Raw genomic sequence first — 22,217 nt, 5'->3', positions numbered from 1 at the left:
CGCGCATCAACACCTGGAACTTTGTTCAGCGTCAGGTCAACAGTAGAGGTCTTGTCTGTACATACGCCGTTGCTGATGGTCCAGGTGAGTGTTACAGTCTGTGGCGCTGCACCGGCTACCGTAGCAGTGGTGTTGTACACAGTAGCGTCACCGAAGGTAACGTTGGCCGGTCCTGTCCATTTACCGGTTTCACCGGTAGCAGGCTGGTTGGCGCTGAGCTGGAACACATTGTTGCCGCACTGTACGATGGCATTACCAGCTTTACTATCAGAGAGCTTGTTGGTATTCCTTAATGTAATATTGTTGCTTTTCTGACAAGTCGTGTTGTTTATATTATTAACTGTCCATGTCAGGGTAACAGATGTTCCTGCCTGCAATCCGGTCACGGTCGTTTTCGGATTGGTAGGATCTGTAATCACCGCGCCGTTAGCGGGAGCGTTGATGGTCCATACACCTTCCTGGTCACTAGGCAGGGCAGGGGCGTTCATGGTAAAGTTGCCATTATCACACTGAGGCGCAACGGTACCTGGGTCAGCTACCGGAATAGCTCTTACCTCTACCGTTTTGGTTTTGGTATCGGAGCAGGTCAGGTTGGTAATGGTAACACCGTAGTTGTGTGTACCGGCTGGAGTAGGCGTATGGGTAATAGTTTGGGTACTGCCTGGTTGGGTAACACCGTCGATAGTCCATGATTTGGTGTAGGCGCTATTAGAACCGGCAACGGTCAGTGAAATGCTGGTACCCAGACAGATGTCAGACGGACCGCTGATGGTGGCATCCGGTTGTGCATCTACCCTTAATTTAAATGTCGCGTCGTAAGTACATCCCAGGTTATCATCATTCTGAATGGTCAGGATGAAATCATAAGTGCCTGGAGCTGTATTGGCTGGCAGTGTGGCAGTGATAACACTACCAGTAGCGGGCCATGTACCAGATTCATCGGGGAAAGTTGCCAACGGAGTACCGGTGACGCCTTTTTTCACGGTGTATTTGGTCACAGTGCCAGTCAGGGCAGAGAAGTTGATTTTAAACGTACCGCTGGTCTGACAAACAGGAGAGGCTGTAGCTGTTACTTTTGGTGCAGGGCGCAGGTGCAGGTTTACTTTTGAAGTTCCGTTAGCACATTTACCGTTGCTCAGTGTCCAGGTTACGGTGATGTCCTGCGTTGTAGCGGCGCCGGTCAGTTTGGCGTTGGTGCTGGCTGCTGTGGGATCATCAAATGTAACGCCGGCAGGTCCGCTCCAGGAACCGGTTTCCCAGGGTTGTGGCGCGGTGCCGCTGATGGCGAACGTTTTGTTGGTGCCGCACTGGGTGAGATCTATAGTGGCCGCTGAAACAGGAACAGGCATGTTGGTCAATACCACTTCATCGCTGGAAGCACATTTGCTCAGGTTCTTGTTGGTGACGGTCCATACCAGTGTAACGGATTTGCCTACACCCAGATTGGTTACGGTAGCATTGTAAGCGGTCGGGTTGTTCAGGGTAGCACCCTGGTCGTCTCCGTTTTTAAAGCTCCATACGCCGGTTTGATCTGCCGGAGGCTGATTTCCAGCCAGTGTAAAAGTAGAGGTGGTACACAGCTTGATGTCCGGTCCGGCGTTTGGTTTGGGCATCGAATTGACGATCACTTCTGTCTGGTCCGAAATGACGCACTTGCCATTGGTGACAGTGACCGTATAGATACTTTTTGCCGGTGGATTGGTAACAGTAGTGGGTATGTGGGTGATGGAAGTACCAGTGGCACCGGCTATCACGGTGCCGTTATAGGCCCATGTGATAGGAGCGTATTTGGCGTTTTCCGGCTGGATTTCCAGCTTCGCTTCTTCACCAAGACAGATACTGGGATCTGTCAGCAGTTTAACATTAACGATGGGTTTCTGATAAACCACAATTTCTGCGCGGTTACTATCGCGGCAGACTTTATTATCACCATATGTTTTTTCACCGACTACCTCATAGGTGGTAGTCACAACGGGGCTTACATCCAGTGTAGTACCGGTCACAGGTGGATCTACCTTCCATATATAAGAGGTGTATCCGCCGGTTACTTCCAGGTGGGCTTGCTGACCGTTACAGATTTCATTACCGGTCACCGAAATCTGCGGTTGTGGCAGGATGGTGATTTCTACCGGTCGGGAAGGAGCGGCACAGTTACCGAGACTGACGTTGTCCCGTTCCGTAATGCCTACCCTGAAATAGTAGAGTTTAGAGACGAGCGGATCTCCTTTGAGCGCCCCGGCCGTGAAGTTGAGGATCGGTGTTTTTGTTCCCGATACTGCTCCGGCATTCATGGGACCATCCACCATGTCGGTGTAGGTAACACCGTCGGTACTGATCTGCCACTGATAAACAGGGTCCTGGAAATAGGTAATAGGCTCCAGGTAAGCTGTCAGGCTTAACGGAGCGCCACCGCAGATTTGGTCTTTTACTCTTTTTTCATCTTTCAGACCATCTACATACGCAAAAAGATCGGGGCTGCAGTAGGTAAACTGGATATCGTCAATAGCAATATCGTTACCGCAACCACCGAAGTTATTGTTTAGGATCGTGAGTTTTACGGATGTGAGATTCGGAGGGATTTTGAAGCTGCCTCCATATTGTATCCATTCCGGTATTTTAAGGTTCATGGATACGTCATTCGTATTGAACCTTACCAGTTCGGCGTTCGTGGTGGGGTTTGTCAGAATGAAGGTGACCCCTGCGTAGTGATAACCCTTAGGTGCATCCGAAGCTCTGGCGCAGATATCGTCAAATACCTGCATGCCGTTCACGTTCATGAACCAGGCGGAGAAGTTATAGACGGAGCCGGGACAGAGGCCGGTGATGGTCCTTTGATAGAAGGCTTTTTTCTCGATCGCGGAGTTGATCACCAACATACCGCCGAAATTATTGACACCATCACCGTTGCCGGTATGGTCATAAGCTTTTACCCATTCGGGTTTACCCTGGGTGTGATAATATTCTATATAATCATTGTCTGCTAAGTTGCTGGTGTTGGAAGCAAATTTGTAGGTTTGAGATTGGTTTGCCGCATACAGGGCCTCAATGACCGCGTTCTTACGGGGAGCGGCTCCTGCATTAAAAATTCCGAAGTCCTCTTTAAATCCCGCCATCGTGCTGATGGTACCTGCACACTGGGTAATAGTACAGTCCTTTACTTTGATCGTACGGGAGTAAGTAATATAACTACCCGATGAGTTATAGATCTTTACCGTAAAGGTGTACGTACCTACCTTCAGGAGTTTGATGGTCATCGCCGTCACGTTTGGATAGGCGGCGAGGGGCTTTCGGCCCAACCACTTATCCGTGCCGGAGCCGGTTTCTGTGTACAGAAACTGATAGTCCGATGGCGCCAGGGCCGGAGATACACTCCAGTCCATATAGGACGTGGTAAAATTACCGGACCATACCAGGCCGTTCAGCGTGGCGAAACTTCCTGCGCAGATACTGTCGGGCGCATTGATAAATGCCGTTGATTGTGCCATCGTCTTGGCTGACGGTAGCACAAAGCCCGTTAACAGGAATAAAAAGGTTAAAAGTCGTTTCATAGGTGTAAAACAGTTAAGTGAAAAAAGTATCAGTTCTGAGGGCTTTCGCCTGTTCAGTAACTGTTGTTTTCCAACCGCTTACATGGGTCTTTAGGCTCGGAAATCCTTTTCCGGTCCGGGTGAGGGAAGGTGTAGAATGTTTTCATAGGCACTAGGTGTTTAAACGTTATATGGCTAAAATATGCAACTATTTTAAGATTAAAATTAAAAATAATATAGAGAAATAAAAAAAGTGATAAATTTTATAATATGAATTCACACAAGATAGGAAGAGGAGGAGGGTTAACGAAAATTGATTCTCAATCGATTAAAGGAGGTTAAAAAAACATTAAAAAAGTTATCCACATTCGGCGGGAACCCGGATTTATTTATCTGGTACTGTGCTTTATGAAATTATTTCCCTACCTTTGCAGACCAAATTTGATGTAAGATGCCCAAAGTAAGAACACATTCCCGCGCCAAGAAAACCTTCAAGGTTGGCGGGAACGGACAGATTAAGCGGTTTAAAGCCTTCAAAAGCCACTTACTGACTAAGAAAGCTACCAAAAGAAAACGTAGCCTGAGAGGAAGCACGCTGGTTCACGAAGCAAATCTTAACTTGGTTAAGAGAATGCTCGGCCTTCGCTAGTATCCGTCCAAACAATCGAATTTTATAACCTGAGAAAAAACAAAGACAATGCCTCGTTCAGTTAACGCCGTAGCTTCAAGAGCCCGGAGAAAAAGGATCTTAAAGCAAGCCAAAGGCTTTTACGGTAAAAGGAAAAACGTTTACACCGTAGCGAAGAACGTCCTCGAGAAAGGACTCACTTACAGCTACGTAGGTCGTAAATTAAAGAAAAGAAACTATCGTCAGCTGTGGATCGCCCGTATCAACGCTGCGGTAAGAGCAGAAGGGTTGACCTATTCTGTGTTCATGAACAAATTAGCTGGTAAGAACATCGATCTGAACAGAAAGGTGCTCGCTGACCTGGCCATGAACGAACCAGAAACCTTTAAAGCACTGGTTGCTTCCGTAAAGTAAGCGCTAATTAACTTTAAATACCAGATAGCTGGCATCCCAACGGATGTCAGCTATTTTATTTTTAGGGAAAAGGCCCACCACGGCAGACCCGCTGCCACTCATGGTGGCATATACCGCGCCCTCGTTGTACATCGTTGCTTTGATAGCCGCCAACTCCGGATGTGCTGCAAACACCGGTGCTTCAAAATCATTGCTCATCGCTTGTTGCCACTCACTTACGGGCAGCCGTATCACCTCTTTTAATGCCCGGACCGGCGCCTGTGGCGTGATCTGCCGGAAAGCCCAGCCTGTATTCACATGGATGCCCGGATGTACCAGCAAAAAAGAATACCCGGAAAGGTCCAGTGACAGCGGCTCCATCACTTCACCCCGCCCGGTGGCGTAACAGGCCTGATTGAGGATAAAGAAAGGACAATCGCTTCCCAGTTGCGCGGCATAGTCTATCAGTTGACCGACAGCCAACCCCAGCTGAAATTTATTATTGAGCAACTGTAACATAAAAGCGGCATCAGCGGAGCCGCCGCCTAAACCAGCGCCAATAGGAATATGTTTATGCAGGTGGATGTTGACCGGCTGCACCTGGGGATAGTCCCGCTGTAATAAATGAAAAGCCCGGAGGCACAGGTTGTCGGCCGCATCCCCGGGAACGGGAATACCGCTACTGGTGAACTGCAGGCTGCCGGGCGTGATCACTTCCAGGGCATCTGTTACCGGCAGGGGATAGAAAACGGTTTCCAGGTCATGAAAGCCGTCAGCTCTTTTGGCGGTGATATGCAGGCCCAGGTTTATCTTACAGTTGGGAAAAACGATCATGTTTGTGGCATTAACACGGCAATACCGCAGCGGCAGGGGATTCCCACCGGCAGCAGCTCTCCGTTCTGAAAAATGTTATTTACTTTTTCTGCTGTTTATTTCGTCGCGGATGGCGATAGCACGGATGTAATCTTCCTGTTCCAGTACTTCCTGAAGGAGCTGTGTGAGGTCATCCAGGCTCATGGCTTTGAGATCGTCTTCTGCGCCTCTCTCGTGTTCGGAGATGGTAGGGGTGACCGGTTTGGTGCTCTTTTTGCCGGCAGGATCGTCCAGCAATATTCCGGCGCTGTTGAGGATATTTTCGAAGGTGTAGATCGGACAACCGAAACGAACGGCCAAAGCCAACGCGTCTGAAGTACGGGAATCTATCTCAATGGTTTCGTCGTTGCTGGAGCAGATAAGTTTGGAGTAAAAGATGCCCTCCTGTAAATTGCTGATCACCACTTCATGGAGCTCTATATTAAAGGCGTTCATGAAATTTTTCATCAGGTCATGTGTGAGGGGGCGGCTGGGTTGCATTTTTTCTAACGCTACGGCTATCGCTTGCGCTTCAAAGCCTCCAATCACGATCGGTAAACGGCGTAATCCATTCACCTCTCCCAATACCACGGCATATGAATGAGTCTGCGTAATGCTGTGCGATAAAGCAACTATTTCCAGTTCTATTTTTCTCATATCTGTCTTGCGTTGTCGCTGAATGTTTTGTAAGACCGTGAAGTTAGAAAAATATTCCTTATCTAAAAAAAATCTTAATCAATTACGGATTACGAATTACGGAATTACGAATGAAAGATAACCTCATGGAAAGTTATTCAACAAACGTTTCAATAGGTAAGCCCATTCGTAATCCGTAATTGTGTATAGAATATTATTGTCCTTTGAATTCTTTGACTGCGGCTGTCAGTTTCGGTACCACCTCAAAGGCATCACCAACTATGCCATAATCTGCCGCCTTGAAGAAAGGAGCTTCCGGGTCTTTATTGATCACAACGATCACCTTGCTGCCGTTAACCCCTGCAAGGTGCTGGATAGCGCCGGAAATGCCAATTGCCACGTACAGGTTAGGCCGTACGGTTAAACCGGTCTGACCAACGTGCTCATGGTGCGGACGCCAGCCTGCATCGGCAACAGGGCGGGAGCTGGCTGTTGCGGCGCCCAGTGCTTTGGCGAGGTCTTCCAGGATGCCCCAGTTTTCCGGTCCTTTCAGGCCACGGCCACCGCTGACGATGATCTCTGCTTCTGTCAGCGGAATATCGCCGCTAACGGTTTCTGTTTTCACCACTTTCACTTTGAAGTCTGCATCGTTGATAGCGGGAGCAAAAGCTTCCACAGCAGCAGTGCCGGCGCCAGCTACGGCAGGGAAGGTATTGGGCGTGAGCGCAATCACTTTACGCTCAGAAGTGATGTTGATATTCGCGAAAGCCTTGCCGGAGAACACGTTCTTTTTCACGACAAAACCATTGGCAGTATCCGGATAAGATACGGCACCGGCTACCAGGCCTGCTTTCAGGCGGGCTGCCACACGTGGCGCTACTGCTTTGCCATCGAAGTTATGCGGAAAAACGATCACGGCTGCTCCTTCTTTATCTGCAGCTTCGGTAATGATTTTAGTATAGACGGTGCTTTCTACTTCCTGCAAACGGGCATCTGCCACGTGCAGTACCTTAGTGGCGCCATAATTGCCCAGTGCCGCCAGTTCCGCATTGTCTGCCGGTCCGAGTACCAGCGCTGTGGCGGTGGTGCCCAGCTGAGCGGCTACTTTTGACCCGTATTGAACTGCTTCCAGTGCTGCTTTCTTGATCTTTCCGTGTGCCTGATCGGCAAATATTAATATAGACATGAACTCAATAATTAAATAAAAACAATAGATAAATGATTAAATAACCTTGGCTTCTTCATGCAGCAATTTCACCAGCTCGGCCACATTGTCCGGGTTGATCAGCTTCACACCTGCTTTTGCCGGCGGCAGTTCAAAGCTCATTACGCTGGTCAGCGTATCGGCTGCTACAGGCTCTGCTACGGTCAATGGTTTGGTACGCGCTGCCATAATACCACGCATGTTCGGGATACGGGCTTCTGCCATGCCTTTCTGACAAGACACCACCACCGGCAGGGATACTTCGCAGATCTCCTCACCACCTTCAATTTCGCGGTTGATAGTAGCCACGGTGCCATTCAGGTCAAATTTGGCCGCGATGGACACATAGGGCAGTTCCAGCAGTTCTGCTACCATGCCACCTATACCGGAACCATTATAATCAATGGTCTCTTTACCGGTAAATATGATATCATATTGTTTTTCTTTCGCATGTGCTGCGATCTGTGCAGCGATGTAATAACTGTCCGCACTGTCCGCATTGATACGGAATGCTTCATCACCGCCCAGCGCCAGGGCTTTGCGAATGATAGCGTCGTTGTCGGCCCCGCCTACAGTGATCAGATGAACGTCGGCACCGATCGTTTCTTTCAGCTCCAGCGCTCTCACCAGTGCATACCATTCATCGTAAGGGTTAATAATAAACTGGACACCAGCCTCATTGAATTTCGTGTTATTGTCCGTGAAAGCTATTTTTGCAGTCGTGTCCGGAGTTTTACTGATACAAACTAAAATCTTCATGGCCTTAAACTGTTTGGTTTAAAAATGCGGTAATAGCAAATATATCTTATTTATGTACGCCAACCGCAAGGCTATATTATGATTTTAATCAGTATAAACAACAGAAATATGAATGTTATTTATAATTTGTTGACACCGGTAAAAGCACACCAACGACATGGACAGAATCGCACAGATTAAACAAATGCTGGAAACAAGTCCGAACGACAGTTTCCTGAAACACGCCCTGGCACTGGAGTATATTAAATTAAACAATGACACTGCGGCCCGGCAGCTGTTTGAAGAGCTGCTGGCCTATGAACCGGGATATACAGGTTCTTATTATCACCTCGGTAAACTGCTGGAACGGCAGAACGAGAAAGAGGCGGCCATCGCGGTATATGAAAAAGGAATGGCCATGGCTAAAGCGGCTAATGAAAGGCATACCTATAATGAACTGCAGTCGGCTTACGAAGAACTGGTATATTAATCTATTCAACACACATCCATGCCGCAACACTTACTGACCAATTTTATGGCCCATATTGCCGGGCAACAGTTGTTTGACCCATCCCAACGTATTTTACTGGCGGTGAGCGGTGGGGTTGACTCTGTTGTGATGGCCCACCTGTTTAAGCAGGCCGGATTACAGGCGGGGATTGCCCACTGTAACTTTCAGCTGAGGGGAGATGAATCTGTCCGCGATGAACAGTTCGTTCAGCAACTGGCCGCTTCCCTCGACATCCCGCTGTACACGACCCGTTTTGATACCAACGCCTATACCCAAAGGCATAACGTCAGCATACAGGTAGCAGCCCGAGAGCTGCGCTACCAGTGGCTGGAAGAGATACGTCAACAGGAAGGCTACAGCTATATCGCTACCGCACATCATATGCAGGACAGCGTGGAAACCGCACTCATGAATTTCTGCAAAGGCACGGGTATTGCCGGTTTGCATGGTATCCTGCCCAAACAGGAACGGATCGTGCGCCCGCTCTTGTTTGCCGACAAGGAAATCCTGATCGCCTATGCAGCGCTGCATCGCATCGATTTCGCAGAGGATAGTTCCAATATAACGGACAAGTATACACGTAATTTCTTTCGTCATCAGATCATTCCCCGTATGCAGGAAGCATTTCCTGCGGCGGTGAAAAACATGGACAACTCCATACAACGGATGCGCGAAGCGGAAATACTGTATCAGGAGTCGGTGGCCAGGCACCGCAAGCGCCTGCTTTTCAGCAAAGACAACATCTTCATGGTCCCTGTCCTCAAATTACAGAAGACAGTGCCGCTGCAGACAATCGCCTGGGAACTGCTGAAAGATTTTGGTTGTTCTGTAGCACAACTACAGCAGGTGTTGCAACTGCTCCACAGCGAATCCGGCAGGTATGTGGAAACGGCCACGCACCGGATCATCCGTAACCGCAGCTGGTTGCTGATTACGCCGGTAGCGCAAACGGATACACCGGTGCACGTGCTGGATGCTCCGCCTGCACACATCACCTACGATAACGGACAACTGCATATCCGCCGGCAGGAGCGGGGACAGGCTACGATACCTACAGCGCCGGAAGTAGCCTGGCTGGATGCCGCTAAAGTGAGCTTCCCGCTGATTTTGCGCAGATGGAAGCAGGGAGATTATTTTTATCCGCTGGGAATGCCTAAAAAGAAAAAGATCAGCCGCTTCCTGATAGATCAGAAACTGTCGCTGCCGGAGAAAGAAAAAGTGTGGGTGATAGAATCTGCCAAAAGAATTATCTGGGTGGTAGGCATGCGCATCGATGATCGTGTCAAAATCACTACAGGAACAGAAAACATACTCGCTATAGAATTAAAAACCCGGGACTAAGCCCCGGGTTTTTTATAGCCAGGGACTTTAGTCCCGGGAACATTAGATTAATGCAGACGGCTCAACAGCAACTGTACGAAGCGGGCGCCCAGCTCCGGATGGAAGGCCAGCGGGAACACAATCCCGAACAACGCTCCCCAGAAGTGCGCATCGTGGTTAATGTTGCTGCCACCTTTTCTGGACAGGTAAGCAGAAAGAAACAGGAACAGCACCCCGTAAAGCACTGCCGGCATCTTGATGAAAAAGAATACGCCGATCGATGTCCAGGGCTCTACCAGAATAAAGGTGAAGAGCACCGCGGAAATAGCCCCCGATGCACCCAGCGAGGCGTAATAGGAATTATTGCGGTGTTTGAGATAAGAAGGAATGTCGGAGACAATAATGCCTAACAGGTAATACACCGGATACATCAGCTTCAGGCCAAACAACGCCATAAAAACATCTTCCACATAAGGCCCAAAGAAAAAGAGGGTCAGCATATTGAAGATCAGGTGCGAATAGTCGGCATGTACAAACCCGGAAGTAATGAACCGGTAATATTCGTTATGATTTTTTACCATATAAGGCTGCATGCTCAGCTTATCCAGCTGGTCATAATTGTTCAACGCGGTATAGGAAATCAGACAGGTAACAATGATGATAATAATACTGACGGACATAAGCTCGAATGTTAGACTATAAATGTAACTATTGATGGTGATATTTCTCCCGGTTTAATACTGTATAGGCACGATACAGTTGCTCCGTAAAAATAAGTCGCACCAGCTGGTGCGGAAAAGTCAGCGGCGACAGGGACATTTGTATTTGCGACCGTTGGAGTACCGACTGGTCAATGCCGAAAGCCCCGCCAATCAAAATGATCAGCTGTCGCGTACCGGCGTTGGTACGCTGTTGCAGGAATTCTGAAAACTGTACGGTCGTCATCATCTTGCCGCGTTCATCGAGGGCCAGCAGATAATCAGTTGGCTGCAGCAGATCGAGGATGATTTTAGCCTCCTGTTTTTTCAGTTCAGGTACCGATAAACTGGCGGCCTGCTTCACCGTTGGGATCAGTTTCACTTCAAAATCCACATAATGTTGTAACCTTTTTTGGAATACGGCCATGCCCTCCCGGATGTAGGGGTCATGCTCCTTTCCAATGCTCCAGAGTTGAATTTTCACTTGTAATTATCATTAAACAACAGTTGTAAAAGTAAGTGTAAATCAGAAAATTGCAGAAAAAAATCCTGAAGAATTTGGTTTTTTCGAAAAAAGGTCTACCTTTGCAATCCAATCACAAACGACTGGCTGCGTAGCTCAACTGAATAGAGCATCTGACTACGGATCAGAAGGTTTCAGGTTTGAATCCTGACGCGGTCACCAAAAAAAGCCATCTCATCAGGAGGTGGCTTTTTCTTTTATACCTACACCCACCTACTTGTTAAGTTTCTTTCGCCGGTGATACCCGCATGCCGCTCATCTGATGGATGGTCTTCCTTTCATCACGATTTTATTTTGATCAATATAAAATGAGGAAATTAAATGGTTGGGCTTTAGTAACAGCAGGATATTGTTACAATCAACAAAGATATGTTGTTAAAGCTGTTACCGGTAATTACGCGGCTATACTGCAGTATAAACGGTTATATTTAATATAAACATTCCACTATGAAAAAGAAATCTCCGAAAAAACTCCAGATCGGTCGTATCAGGATCGCATCACTATCTGCTACTGTGCAGCAGCAACAGAAAGGAGACGCCTTCACGGCGGTTGACTGCCCCAGTGGTCTTGCCACCTGTGCCACTTGTGGCGGTGTCTGTGGTACTCGTTTGTGTTAAAAATTTAAAGAGGGTATTCAAAAGTAATTTTCCCCGATTTTATCCGGATGCCTGATGGAAAGCATTTTCACTGTGCCATCAAATTACTTTTGATATCCCTCTTTACTTTTAGGGTAGAGGCAACCTAATGCTCAACGTTAAGAAATATCACCTCAACATCTCGCAGTTTGGCAGGTTGTCCTGGTATGACAAACACTGCCCTGTGTGGCGCAGATAACGTCGCTAGGTAGTGTTGCGCTGCCGCCAACCAATGTGGCCTGTTGTTCGTCGCTTAAAGCGGCAATCTTGATTTTTCCCAGCAGCAATTTTTTTGCTGAACTTGTTTTTACTTTTTTCATAACCCGGATTTAGGTGAGCATCAAAGATCATGGTGGTGGCTGCAGGCTTTTTTCAGTATAAAAAGCAGCCGTATCGCCGGAAGACAAGTATGGTGAAGATATGGCGCAGCAGATGCTGCATATCCTCTGCAGACATAAGGGCGATATTTATATTTCATCAAAAAACAGATCCGTTATGAAAAAGAAAAAAGTGAATCTTTCCAAACTTACGCTCAACAAAGAAGTGATTAGTGATTTATCTCAGGAAAAAATAACAGGGGGCGCGCCTACACTTATTGCCACCTGCTTTGCCACCTGTGTTCATACCCGGTTTGATTGTCCCATACCTACCTTAAAAGGTCACTCCTGTGTTGATTTATGTGATCTTTTGTAAGCCTTTAAACAAATCTGTTATGAAAAAGAAGAAAGTAAATCTTCCCAGGCTGGCTCTCCAGAAAGAAGTGATCAGTTATTTATCTCAGGAAAAAATAACAGGTGGTGCGCCTACCATTATCAGGACCTGTACCGGCAGCTGTCAACCTAGCATTGATTGCACTCAGCCTACCTTAAGAGGCAACTCCTGTATTATCTGGTGTAAAGATTAAAACAGATCCGTTATGAAAAGAAAAAAACTAAATCTTCTCAAACTTACGCTGCATAAGGAAGTGATCAGTGAATTGTCTCAGGAGAAGATCGTAGGCGGGGCAACCATGCCATGGGAAACCTGTGGCCAGACCTGCCAGGCGAGCTGTCTTTGTACTCAGTACAATTGCCCTTCCCGGGATCCCAATGGCATTACCTGTGTGCTGACTTGCATTACAACGGTGTGCTGACAGCACCGGTTATTTTTGATAGATAAAAGTACTGTACGCTGGTGGCTTTTCTGTGTCATGCAGGCCTGTATAAACGTAAATCCAATATTTAACCCAAACCCTTCCGTAATGAAAAAGAAAAAAGTAAATCTTCCCAAACTCTCCCTGAACAAAGAAGTGATCAGCGATTTATCCCAGGACAAAATCGTCGGTGGAGCAGTCACTATTCGGGAGCAAACCTGTCTGAGGTCCTGTGCTGCAAGCTGCCTCTGTTCTGTGCTGATTGAATGCATTACCCAGGCTGTTTCCTGCCCGGTCACAGCATGTTGATAACATTCGGTTGTGTTAACCGATGCGACGGGCAATCTGAACAGTAGCCTGAATTCAGACGGCTTGAGTACGGTAGATACTGCCCTCAGGCCGTTGATTTTACGTAAGCCTGCATTTTATCTTTCACCTTAAAAGTTCCGTTATGAAAAAGAAAAAAGTAAATCTCGCTAAGCTATCGCTCAACAAAGAAGTGATCAGCAGTTTATCTCAGGAAAAAGTAACTGGTGGTGCTACTGCGAACACCTGTTTCAGAACATGCGTTCAAAGTTGTCTTTGTAGTGTATTTGACTGTCAGCCTCAGACACAGATAAGGCTTTCCTGCATTGTATTATGCCAGCCGGCTGAATAGTGCGCGATGGAGCAAATCCATTATCTCATTTAACCAACCTGTTATGAAAAAGAGGAAACTGAACCTTCCCAAACTCTCTCTCAATAAGGAGATAATCAGCAGTTTGTCTCAGGAAAAGATAGCTGGTGGTATGTCTGCACCACTGGTTTCCTGTCTTGAAACCTGTTTACTTACCTGCGGGTGTCAAATTTCCATGAATGACGAGATATCCTGTGTCACGGGGTGTGGCAATACTGTGTGGTGCAATACTAAAATGAAGTGCCCATGATATTGGTTCATGGCTGGTGTATTATTCTTTAACCCAAAACAGATTCGTTATGAAAAAGAAGAGATTAAATCTTCCCAAACTTTCGCTGAACAAAGAAGTGATCAGTGAGTTGTCCCAGGATAAGATCGTAGGCGGAGCAGTCACTATACTGGAGCAAACCTGTCGCAGGACCTGCGGGGCAAGCTGCCTGTGTTCTTTGCTGATTAAATGCGTTACGCAAGATGTTTCCTGCCCGGTGACAGCCTGTTGATAACATTCGGTTGTGTTCACCGATGCAACGGTGATCTGAGCAGTAGCCTGAAAGTAAAAGAGAGTGTCCAAAGACACTCTCTTTTTGTATATCCCTGGTTGATTTCGGGTTAATGTTCTTCGTCCGGAGCCCAATTCCATTTCGGAACTTCTCTTAACGGATGTAATTCGCTTTCGGACCTGGCGTTTGAATTTTGTTTGGCCACATGCGAGCCAAAGTCGACATGGGATTTAAGCGCATCGCGAAACGGTTTGTCTGTCGGGAGGCCGGCTTTGTCAGCGGCTTCCATATACAGGTCTACAAAGCGTTGCCGCTGCTCTTCAGTAATATTAAATCCTCGGTGTGCATCAATCAAATGCCTAAAACCTCCCATCTCTTTGCTAAACTTGTCTGGTCCGCCAAATGTTTCAGCAGTGAAAGCAGTGAATTTTTCCACATGACCTGGTTGCTCCTGTCCAAAGAGTGGCTGTAATATGGGATCAGCCAGGCAGGCGTGATAAAATATGTCGGTGTGCCTGTATAATGCGTCCCAACCGCCTGCATGATCATAAATTGTCTGGTTATTTTTCCCTTTGCTATTCACGGTAAAAAATTGTCCGGATTTTAAAAGATAGGCTGACTGTCGGGTCACTGGCTGCTGACGCATTTGCTGGTGCTGATGAAATAAAGCCGGAGGATACCTGAAGATAAATACTAAAGTTGACTTTTTTCCACTAACTGCTCCACCTTCGCATCCAGTTTTCCCAATGCCTGTAAAATAGCGTCCATATCTGACTGTGGCGACAAATCTGTGTTGGTCCAATAGCTGTGGTATTTCCACATTTCCAATACTTCACTGACGGGAAGATCATACGGTTTGAATAATGGATTCAGTGAAACCAGGTGTAGCAGGCCGTTTGGCTGAATGCGGTTGTAGATGACCTTGAAAACGATCCCTTCGTTTTTGGTGATCACTACGCAGGGAGTGCCATCTTTCAGGGTAGACCAGTCCTGAATATATTCTACGATCACATAAGCGCCTTCCGGAACGGGCAACATGGATTCGCCTTTAACGGGAAACATCCTGAACTTCCGGTCTGCCGGCAGTTGCGGCATATGAAATACCGGGAGACTGGAAATATAATCGGGGTCAGCATAGCCTGCGGTGTATCCTGCCTGGACACTATGGGAAACCATTTCCACTTGTTCTTTATTATCCGGCGTAATGGTAGTGGCCAGTACCCGCATCTTTTTTCCGGTCACATAACTCATATCCCCGGCTTCCAGTTCCCGCAGGTGCAGTTCTCCCAGTTTGGAAAGGTCGAGGCGTACAAAAGTATCAATGTCAACCTTAAAAAAATCGGATATCAGCACCTGATCTTCCAGTGGAGGATTCCGGGTGGCGCCGGTTTCCAGCGCCTTTAGTTTGGTGCGGGTGAATTGCAGGGCAGCCGCCAGGTCGTCCTGTGTCATCTTTTTCCTGTTGCGGAGAAATTTCAGATTGGTGGCCCAAAAATTATTTTGTTTTTCCATATTTTTTTGGCATTATTACTGCCGATGTATTGGCATTATTAGTGCCAAATATAAGTTAACTTTTTGAAATATGAAACAGTCAGCTGAAAGAAATGAGGTGATTGCCAGGCTGAGAGGGGAAATTCTTTCTTCAGGGGGGACTGTATTTTCATCCCATTCCCATGAGCATCCCGACCTGGGCCCATTGAACAGGGCCTTTCCGGGGCATTGTTTCCCTTTCCGGGGCACCCATGAATTTATCAGTCATAATAGTGAAACGGCAGCCGCCACGCTGGGTTTCATGGCGGGGCTATTGAGCCGCATCATGAAAGGCCCGGAGATGGCTGTCTGGGTAGGCGCGCACCGGACATTGTTTCCGCCGGGGCTGAAAGCATTTTGTATTGTGCCGGACAGGATCATTTTTATAGATCTGGTTTCTGAGAAAGAAATGCTCTGGGTGGTGGAAGAATGTCTGAAATGCACTGCCCTGGCGGCAGTAGTGGGAGAGGTCCCGGACATTCACCCCATTGCATTACGGCGTTTGCAACTGGCCATAGAAAAAAGCGGTGTGCCTTGCTTGCTGCACCGGCATCGCCCGCGTAGCGTGGAGAACACAGTTTGTACCACCCGCTGGATGATCACCCCGATGGCCAGTCTGATGGAGGAAGGATTGCCGGGCGTAGGTTATCCGCAGTGGCAGGTGGCGTTATTAAAAGTCCGTAACGGAAAGCCCGGCAGCTGGCAGATAACGTGGGACGGGCAACAGTTTCAGCAGGGTGGCCAGGAAAGCATGGAAGAGCAAAACATTTATATCAAAGCAGGTTAATTGTATGAAGCGTTACATGGCAGTCTGGTTTCGTCATCTGGCGGCCGACCGGCTGGCGCTGCGTTATCCGGGCCTCCGTCGGCAGCCTTTTGTGTTGGTGGCGCCGGAACGAGGAAGGATCATCATCCGGTCTGTCAGCCGTGAGGCCGGCCGCCTGGGCATTCTGCCGGGAACAGTGCTGGCAGATGCCAGGGCTGTATATCCGGACCTGTTATTTTATGACGAAGATCCTTCGCAGGACAAACTGTTGGAATCCCTCGCTATCTGGTGTTATCGTTTTACGCCCATCACCGGTGTAGACGGGGCCGACGGTCTGGTGTTGGATATCAGCGGCTGTACACATTTGTGGGGAGGAGAGGAGGCTTACTTTGAAAATATCGTCACCCGATTACAGGCCGGCGGTTATCACGTAAGGGCGGCCATTGCAGATACCATGGCCGCCGCCTGGGCGGTGGCCCGGTATGGGACCACACATCCGGTAATTGCGCCGGGAGGACAGGCAGCCGTGATACGTGACCTGCCACCCGAGGCGCTGCGGCTGGAACAACCTGTGATAGAGCGGCTGCGGAAATTAGGCCTTACGCTGACAGGGCTGTTTATGGACATGCCGCCGGCCGTATTGCGGCGACGTTTTGGTTTACAAGTACTGGAACGCCTCGGCAAACTGCTCGGCAATATACCAGAAGTACTGGTGCCGGTACAGCCTCCTGAGCCTTATGTGGAACGGCTTCCCTGCTTTGATCCGATACGGACGGCGCCGGGAATTGAGCTGGCCATCCGAAAATTGCTGGAGATGATTTGCCAGCGGTTGCAAGAGGAAGAAAAAGGATTGCGCAAGGCAAGGCTCGTGTGTTACCGCACAGATGGCGGACAGCAACAGATCGAGATCGGGACCAACAGCCCGGTCCGTAATCTGGAACACCTGTTCCGGCTTTTTGAATTGAAGATAGATACCATCGAGCCCGACCTGGGCATCGAGCTGTTTGTGATGGAAGCGCCGGTGGTGGAAGGATTGACGACACAGCAGGAACGGCTGTGGGACCTGGACACCTGTGGCAAAAAAGATGCGGTGACTAAATTACTGGACCGGCTGGAAAGCCGTATCGGCGCCGCTGCCATTCATCGGTATCTGCCTGAAGAGCATCACTGGCCGGAGCGCTCCATCAGACAAACCAATGATGTGCACGAAGCCCCGGCAGTGGCCTGGCCGGAACATCTCGTGCGGCCGGTAAGCCTGCTGGGCGCACCGGTGCGCATTGAAGTGTCTGCGCCGATCCCGGACTATCCGCCGATGCTTTTCATTCATAAAGGCAAAATCCATAAAGTGGTGAAAGCCGACGGGCCGGAAAGAATAGAACGGGAATGGTGGATGGAGAAAGGTTTACAAAGGGATTATTATCAGGTAGAAGACGAAGAAGGAGGCAGGTATTGGTTATTTCGCTCCGGGCATTATGGGGAATATAAGCCGGAATGGTTTATACACGGATACTTTGCGTGAATAGTAACGGTATGGGATACACGGAATTACAGATCACAACGAATTTCAGTTTCTTACGGGGAGCCTCTCATCCGGAAGAACTGGTGGAACAGGCTGTCAGCCTGGGATACAAAGCCATCGCGATTACAGACCATAATACGCTGGCCGGTATTGTACGGGCGCATGCGGCAGCCAGAGGGAAGGATATCCGGATTATCCCGGCTTGTCGGCTGGACTTGCGGGATGGGCCGCCGTTATTGGCTTATCCGACTGACAAGGCTGCCTATGGCCGTTTATCAGCCCTGTTGTCTACCGGTAACCTCCGTACGGAAAAAGGCAAATGTGAGCTCTATAAAAAAGATGTTTATCAATATGCGGAAGGTATCAAATTCGTGATGATACCGCCCGCTGCTTTGAACAGAGAGTTTGATTTCGACGCTGATTTTACAAGGGCGGCCAGGGAATACCGGCAGCATTTCAAATCGGAATTATACATGGCGGCGTCCTGGTCTTACCGCGGGAGCGACGGTAAGAAACTGTACCGCATTGCGCAGTACTGCGAGGAGCTGCACATCGGCATGGTGGCTACCAATGATGTATACTACCATCATCCGGAGCGGCGCGAGCTGCAGGATATTGTGACCTGCGTCCGGGAAAAATGTACGATTCATAATGCCGGGTTTCGGTTGTACCAAAACGCAGAGCGTTACCTGAAGCCGATCGCGGAGATGCAGCGTTTGTTCCGGCGTTATCCGGAAGCGTTGGCATGTGCGCAGGAAATAGCGGCGGCTTGTCAGTTTTCGTTGGATAGCCTGGAATATGTATATCCGGAAGAAATCACCACAGAAAGCCGGACGCCACAGGAGGAGCTGGAGATGCTGACCTGGCGCGGCGCGGGAGAAAGGTTCCCGGAGGGTATTCCGGATAAAGTAGAGAACACCATTCGGGAGGAACTTTCTTTTATGGCCCGAAAAAACTATGCAGCGTATTTTCTGACGGTGTATGATCTGGTGCGCTTCGCCAGAAGTCAGGATATTTTGTGCCAGGGACGCGGTTCTGCGGCCAACTCCGTAGTATGTTATTGTCTGGGTATTACTTCCATTAATCCCCAAAAAGTAAACCTGCTGTTTGCCCGTTTTATGTCTGATGCCAGAGATGAAGCCCCGGATATAGACGTAGACTTTGAGCACGAGCGCCGTGAAGAAGTGATTCAATATGTCTACGCAAAATATGGACGCGACAGGGCTGGCATTGTGGCCACCGTTACGCAGGTGCACTGGAAAGGGGCGGTGCGTGATGTGGGGAAAGCCATGGGCTTATCGATGGATGCGGTAGACCATCTGGCGAAATCAGGGTATGAATTCACTGATGAATGGAGGGAGGGTGAAACGGCTACCAGTGAAGGGTTTAAAGCGAAAGATCCGGTGCTGATGAAAGTATTGGAACTGACAGCGCAATACATGGGCTTCCCAAGGCAGCTGGGGCAGCATACCGGTGGATTTGTGATCACGCAGCATCAGCTGACAGATCTCTGTCCTATTCTCAATGCACGGATGGAAGGCCGTACCAACATTGAATGGAACAAAGATGATATTGAAACGCTGGGCTTTCTCAAAGTGGATGTGCTGGCGTTGGGCATGCTCACCTGTATCCGTAAAGCGTTTACCTTGCTCAGCCAGCATTATGATAAGCCTTATACGTTGGCTACTATTCCGGAAGAAGATCCGGCTGTTTATGATATGATCTGTAAAGCGGATACCATTGGTGTATTTCAGATTGAAAGCCGGGCACAGATGTCCATGTTGCCGAGATTAAAGCCCCGTAATTTTTATGATCTGGTCATTGAAGTGGCGATCGTAAGACCGGGGCCTATTCAGGGAGACATGGTGCATCCCTATCTGCGCAGGCGAAACGGGGAAGAGCCGGAAGACTATCCTTCTGAGGAATTAAAAGCGATTCTCAGCCGTACGAAAGGGGTGCCTTTGTTTCAGGAGCAAGCCATGGAGATAGCGATGGTAGCCGCAGACTTCACCGCAGCGGAGGCAGACGGCCTTCGCCGCAGCATGGCCACTTTCAAAGCACACGGACAAATTTCAAAATGGCGGGAGAAACTGGTCAGTGGCATGTTGAAAAAAGGCTACCAACAGGAATTTGCCGAACGCATATTCAAACAACTGGAAGGTTTCGGCTCTTACGGTTTCCCCGAAAGTCATGCTGCCAGCTTTGCTTTGCTGGTATATGTCTCTTGCTGGATCAAATGTTATTATCCCGATGTTTTCGCCTGTGCATTGCTGAACAGTCAGCCGATGGGTTTCTATGCGCCGTCACAGCTGGTGACCGATGCCCGCCATCATGGTGTGATTGTTCGTCCGGTAGATGTGAATCATTCGCATTGGGATAATATCCTGGAAGAACATGCCGGCAAATACCGCGTGCTGAGGCTGGGATTCCGGCAGGTAAAAGGACTGGGGCAGGAGGAGATGGAGCGGCTGATCGCAGGACGGACAGCGCCTTACATCAATATACACTCCATCATGGATGCCGGCGTGAATTTAAGCACACTGGAGCGGCTGGCCGATGCTGACGCTTTCCGGTCTATGAAAATGGACCGCCGCCGGGCATTATGGGAAGTATCGGCACTGGCGGACCGGCCACATGCGCTCTTTGAAGGCCAGCCTTCGGAAAGCGCCAGCGAAGCACCGGTGACACTGCCACTCATGACCCCTTCTGAGCATGTGGTACAGGATTATGCTGCCATGGCCTTATCACTGAAAGCCCATCCGGTAAGCTTTGTACGCCAACAGCTGTTTAAGCGCCAGGTCCTCTCTGTCCGGGAACTGGACCAGTGGCCGGACGGTACGCCGCTGAGAGTGGCGGGCCTGGTACTCGTGCGTCAACGGCCGGGAACGGCCAGTGGCATCTGTTTTATTACGATAGAGGATGAAACCGGTAGTGCCAACCTCGTCGCTTTCGCTAAAATTTTTGAACGTTACCGGAAAGAAATTGTTACGTCCCGTTTGCTGATGGTAGAAGGAAAATTGCAGCGGGAAGGGAGTGTAACACATGTGGTCATTCAAAAATGCTATAACTACAATGCGCTCCTGAACCAGTTGTCGGTACCTACTGATGAAGAGCACCTGATGAATGTCCCGTATCACGATAATACACCGTCTGCCGCTAAAAAGCCTGCTCCTAAAATGATACAGGCAGAACTTTTTCCCAAAGGCAGGAATTTTAAATAGATGCTTATGCAACTGAAATTATTTGACGATGGTAGCCAGTTGATGCTGCCGGAAGATTTGATTGAATACTATCCTGCTTTTCTGAGCAGGGAGGAAGGTGATCGGTTGCTGGAACAGTTGCTCAACACTGTTCCCTGGCAACAAAGTAAAGTGATGATGTATGAAAAGGAAGTGCTGACGCCGCGACTGTCTGCCTGGTTTGGCAGTGAGCCTATCCGTAGTGGCGACCAGCGTCCGGTGCTGCCCTGGCCCCCCGCACTGCTGGAACTAAAAGCAAAGGTGGAAGCGCATACCGGAATTGTGTTCGATGGTGTTTTATTAAACTATTACAGAGATAATAACGATTCTGTAGCCTGGCATTCGGATAAGGATACCGTACCCGGATTGAAAACAGAGATCGCTTCCATCAGCCTGGGAGAGGAGCGAAATTTTGATTTCCGTAGTAAAGATGATCACCGTCGCCGTTATTCCATCAGGCTGCAACATGGTTCCTTACTGCTGATGAAAGGTGACCTGCAGAGATACTGGGAACACCGTATCGCCAAATCTACCAAACCGATGAAAGCCAGGATTAACCTGACTTTCCGGAAGGTGGGCGGCACGGTGGCAACACCTTATATTCCTTAACAATCATCGGTGTTGTAGAATGTTTTATCCATATAGTCCTCATATTTTTTGATATCTGTTGCCGGAAGAGATGTTTTCCGGAGTACGACCTTTTTCTGCGTTGCGCCGTTAGGGTGTATCCAGATGCCGGAAAACCCTTCTGCATTTTTTTGCAGTATCATGACGCCGGAAAATCTGTGTTCCACCATGATGAACTGATTTTTCTGGTTGTACTCCACGGTCAGCGACAGCCATTCGTTGTCTTTACTTTTATTGTAACGGTAAATACACTGATAATAAGGATCTCCTCCACACTCACGTGGCACAGACACCAGGTATAGGGTAATAGGCAGCTTATCATCAATAGAGCCTTCATAGAGCTGCGGGATACGGGCTTCCTGTGCCGTGGCCTTCCAGTCGCATAACAAGACAGCAAAGGTCATCAGGACAAATATTTTCTTCATCGGGAGAAGTGATTTAATGGGCACAAAAATCGATCATCGACATCAATAAACAACAAACATTTATTATTCGCTTATCATGCGTCAATATCCGCAGGGAATAGTTTAAAATATGGGTAGGTGTTTTGGTGGTCATCTCC

Annotated in this window: 25 protein-coding genes and 1 tRNA gene; 15 read left to right on the top strand and 11 right to left on the bottom strand. The window is 48.6% G+C overall.

The features are described 5' to 3' along the window. Nucleotides 1-3,548: hypothetical protein (locus ICL55_RS07745; protein ID WP_188095591.1), on the bottom strand; the 3,548-nt coding region annotated here is incomplete at its 3' end. A gap of 430 nt (nt 3,549-3,978) precedes the next feature. Between ICL55_RS07745 and rpmI the strand changes: the two genes are divergently transcribed. Together rpmI and rplT are read left to right on the top strand one after the other, a co-directional pair. Continuing rightward, nucleotides 3,979-4,176: a 50S ribosomal protein L35 gene (gene rpmI, locus ICL55_RS07740; protein ID WP_078673351.1), complete on the top strand. Its 198-nt coding sequence runs from the start codon at nt 3,979-3,981 to the stop codon at nt 4,174-4,176. A gap of 48 nt (nt 4,177-4,224) precedes the next feature. Beyond that, nucleotides 4,225-4,569 (top strand): 50S ribosomal protein L20, encoded by a 345-nt coding sequence (gene rplT / locus ICL55_RS07735; protein WP_078673350.1) that lies wholly within the window; start codon nt 4,225-4,227, stop codon nt 4,567-4,569. A gap of 3 nt (nt 4,570-4,572) precedes the next feature. Here rplT and ispE read toward each other — a convergent pair whose 3' ends face one another. The 4 genes from ispE to ICL55_RS07715 all read right to left on the bottom strand — a co-directional run bounded on the left by ispE (nt 4,573) and on the right by ICL55_RS07715 (nt 7,999). Next, complete coding sequence (gene ispE, locus ICL55_RS07730; protein WP_188095589.1) at nt 4,573-5,382, bottom strand: 4-(cytidine 5'-diphospho)-2-C-methyl-D-erythritol kinase; 810 nt, start codon at nt 5,380-5,382, stop codon at nt 4,573-4,575. Nucleotides 5,383-5,457: 75 nt separating this feature from the next. Next, on the bottom strand, nt 5,458-6,057 hold the full coding sequence (locus ICL55_RS07725) for a bifunctional nuclease family protein (RefSeq protein WP_188095587.1): 600 nt from the start codon (nt 6,055-6,057) through the stop codon (nt 5,458-5,460). Between the two features lie 193 nt (nt 6,058-6,250). Beyond that, nucleotides 6,251-7,222, bottom strand: coding sequence for an electron transfer flavoprotein subunit alpha/FixB family protein (locus ICL55_RS07720; protein ID WP_188095585.1), 972 nt, complete (start codon nt 7,220-7,222; stop codon nt 6,251-6,253). Nucleotides 7,223-7,258: 36 nt separating this feature from the next. After that, the gene (locus ICL55_RS07715; RefSeq protein ID WP_188095583.1) at nt 7,259-7,999 is read right to left on the bottom strand and encodes an electron transfer flavoprotein subunit beta/FixA family protein; all 741 of its coding nucleotides are present in this window, start codon (nt 7,997-7,999) and stop codon (nt 7,259-7,261) included. 157 nt (nt 8,000-8,156) lie between these two features. On the opposite strand from ICL55_RS07715, the gene ICL55_RS07710 reads away from it, so the two are divergent. Together ICL55_RS07710 and tilS are read left to right on the top strand one after the other, a co-directional pair. After that, nucleotides 8,157-8,468 (top strand): tetratricopeptide repeat protein, encoded by a 312-nt coding sequence (locus ICL55_RS07710; protein ID WP_188095580.1) that lies wholly within the window; start codon nt 8,157-8,159, stop codon nt 8,466-8,468. Between the two features lie 18 nt (nt 8,469-8,486). After that, nucleotides 8,487-9,830, top strand: a complete 1,344-nt coding sequence (tilS, locus tag ICL55_RS07705; RefSeq protein WP_246496172.1) for a tRNA lysidine(34) synthetase TilS — start codon at nt 8,487-8,489, stop codon at nt 9,828-9,830. A gap of 47 nt (nt 9,831-9,877) precedes the next feature. Here the strand turns inward: tilS and ICL55_RS07700 are convergent, their stop codons facing one another. Together ICL55_RS07700 and ICL55_RS07695 are read right to left on the bottom strand one after the other, a co-directional pair. Further along, on the bottom strand, nt 9,878-10,489 hold the full coding sequence (locus tag ICL55_RS07700; protein ID WP_188095578.1) for a rhomboid family intramembrane serine protease: 612 nt from the start codon (nt 10,487-10,489) through the stop codon (nt 9,878-9,880). Nucleotides 10,490-10,517: 28 nt separating this feature from the next. Beyond that, nucleotides 10,518-10,991, bottom strand: coding sequence for a 23S rRNA (pseudouridine(1915)-N(3))-methyltransferase RlmH (locus tag ICL55_RS07695; protein ID WP_188095577.1), 474 nt, complete (start codon nt 10,989-10,991; stop codon nt 10,518-10,520). Between the two features lie 124 nt (nt 10,992-11,115). Between ICL55_RS07695 and ICL55_RS07690 the strand changes: the two genes are divergently transcribed. Next, a tRNA-Arg gene (locus ICL55_RS07690) sits at nt 11,116-11,192 on the top strand. Between the two features lie 285 nt (nt 11,193-11,477). Beyond that, entirely contained in the window at nt 11,478-11,648 is a 171-nt protein-coding gene (locus ICL55_RS07685; protein WP_188095575.1) for a hypothetical protein, read from the top strand. Between the two features lie 152 nt (nt 11,649-11,800). Here the strand turns inward: ICL55_RS07685 and ICL55_RS07680 are convergent, their stop codons facing one another. After that, entirely contained in the window at nt 11,801-11,986 is a 186-nt protein-coding gene (locus ICL55_RS07680) for a class I lanthipeptide (protein WP_188095573.1), read from the bottom strand. 175 nt (nt 11,987-12,161) lie between these two features. Between ICL55_RS07680 and ICL55_RS07675 the strand changes: the two genes are divergently transcribed. From ICL55_RS07675 to ICL55_RS07655, 5 genes are all read left to right on the top strand, one after another. Beyond that, a complete protein-coding gene (locus tag ICL55_RS07675; protein WP_188095571.1) occupies nt 12,162-12,359 on the top strand; it encodes a class I lanthipeptide in 198 nt (65 codons plus the stop codon). A gap of 19 nt (nt 12,360-12,378) precedes the next feature. Next, a complete protein-coding gene (locus ICL55_RS07670; RefSeq protein ID WP_188095569.1) occupies nt 12,379-12,570 on the top strand; it encodes a hypothetical protein in 192 nt (63 codons plus the stop codon). 336 nt (nt 12,571-12,906) lie between these two features. Next, nucleotides 12,907-13,107: a class I lanthipeptide gene (locus ICL55_RS07665; RefSeq protein WP_188095567.1), complete on the top strand. Its 201-nt coding sequence runs from the start codon at nt 12,907-12,909 to the stop codon at nt 13,105-13,107. A 142-nt stretch (nt 13,108-13,249) separates the two neighbouring features. Continuing rightward, the gene (locus tag ICL55_RS35630; protein WP_188095565.1) at nt 13,250-13,456 is read left to right on the top strand and encodes a class I lanthipeptide; all 207 of its coding nucleotides are present in this window, start codon (nt 13,250-13,252) and stop codon (nt 13,454-13,456) included. A 317-nt stretch (nt 13,457-13,773) separates the two neighbouring features. Beyond that, nucleotides 13,774-13,974 carry a class I lanthipeptide gene (locus ICL55_RS07655; RefSeq protein WP_188095563.1) on the top strand — a complete coding sequence of 67 codons (201 nt, stop codon included), beginning with the start codon at nt 13,774-13,776 and terminating at the stop codon, nt 13,972-13,974. Nucleotides 13,975-14,083: 109 nt separating this feature from the next. On the opposite strand, the gene ICL55_RS07650 is transcribed toward ICL55_RS07655, so the two are convergent. Together ICL55_RS07650 and ICL55_RS07645 are read right to left on the bottom strand one after the other, a co-directional pair. Beyond that, nucleotides 14,084-14,620, bottom strand: a complete 537-nt coding sequence (locus ICL55_RS07650) for a group II truncated hemoglobin (RefSeq protein ID WP_188095561.1) — start codon at nt 14,618-14,620, stop codon at nt 14,084-14,086. A 47-nt stretch (nt 14,621-14,667) separates the two neighbouring features. Beyond that, nucleotides 14,668-15,486, bottom strand: coding sequence for an XRE family transcriptional regulator (locus tag ICL55_RS07645; RefSeq protein ID WP_188095558.1), 819 nt, complete (start codon nt 15,484-15,486; stop codon nt 14,668-14,670). Nucleotides 15,487-15,556: 70 nt separating this feature from the next. Between ICL55_RS07645 and ICL55_RS07640 the strand changes: the two genes are divergently transcribed. The 4 genes from ICL55_RS07640 to ICL55_RS07625 are packed head-to-tail and all read left to right on the top strand — an operon-like array spanning nt 15,557 to nt 21,637. Further along, nucleotides 15,557-16,291 carry an ImuA family protein gene (locus ICL55_RS07640; protein WP_188095557.1) on the top strand — a complete coding sequence of 245 codons (735 nt, stop codon included), beginning with the start codon at nt 15,557-15,559 and terminating at the stop codon, nt 16,289-16,291. A 16-nt stretch (nt 16,292-16,307) separates the two neighbouring features. After that, a complete protein-coding gene (locus tag ICL55_RS07635; protein ID WP_246496171.1) occupies nt 16,308-17,789 on the top strand; it encodes a Y-family DNA polymerase in 1,482 nt (493 codons plus the stop codon). Nucleotides 17,790-17,800: 11 nt separating this feature from the next. Further along, nucleotides 17,801-21,010 carry an error-prone DNA polymerase gene (locus tag ICL55_RS07630; protein ID WP_188095552.1) on the top strand — a complete coding sequence of 1,070 codons (3,210 nt, stop codon included), beginning with the start codon at nt 17,801-17,803 and terminating at the stop codon, nt 21,008-21,010. 6 nt (nt 21,011-21,016) lie between these two features. Beyond that, a complete protein-coding gene (locus tag ICL55_RS07625; RefSeq protein ID WP_188095551.1) occupies nt 21,017-21,637 on the top strand; it encodes an alpha-ketoglutarate-dependent dioxygenase AlkB family protein in 621 nt (206 codons plus the stop codon). On the opposite strand, the gene ICL55_RS07620 is transcribed toward ICL55_RS07625, so the two are convergent. Next, complete coding sequence (locus ICL55_RS07620) at nt 21,634-22,080, bottom strand: hypothetical protein (protein WP_188095549.1); 447 nt, start codon at nt 22,078-22,080, stop codon at nt 21,634-21,636. The two genes, ICL55_RS07625 and ICL55_RS07620, sit on opposite strands and share 4 nt — an antisense overlap. Between the last annotated feature and the right edge of the window lie 137 nt (nt 22,081-22,217).

The sequence above is a fragment of the Chitinophaga varians genome (assembly GCF_014529945.1).
Classification (GTDB): Bacteria; Bacteroidota; Bacteroidia; order Chitinophagales; family Chitinophagaceae; genus Chitinophaga; species Chitinophaga varians.
This window is presented reverse-complemented; position numbering and strand designations above follow the sequence as displayed.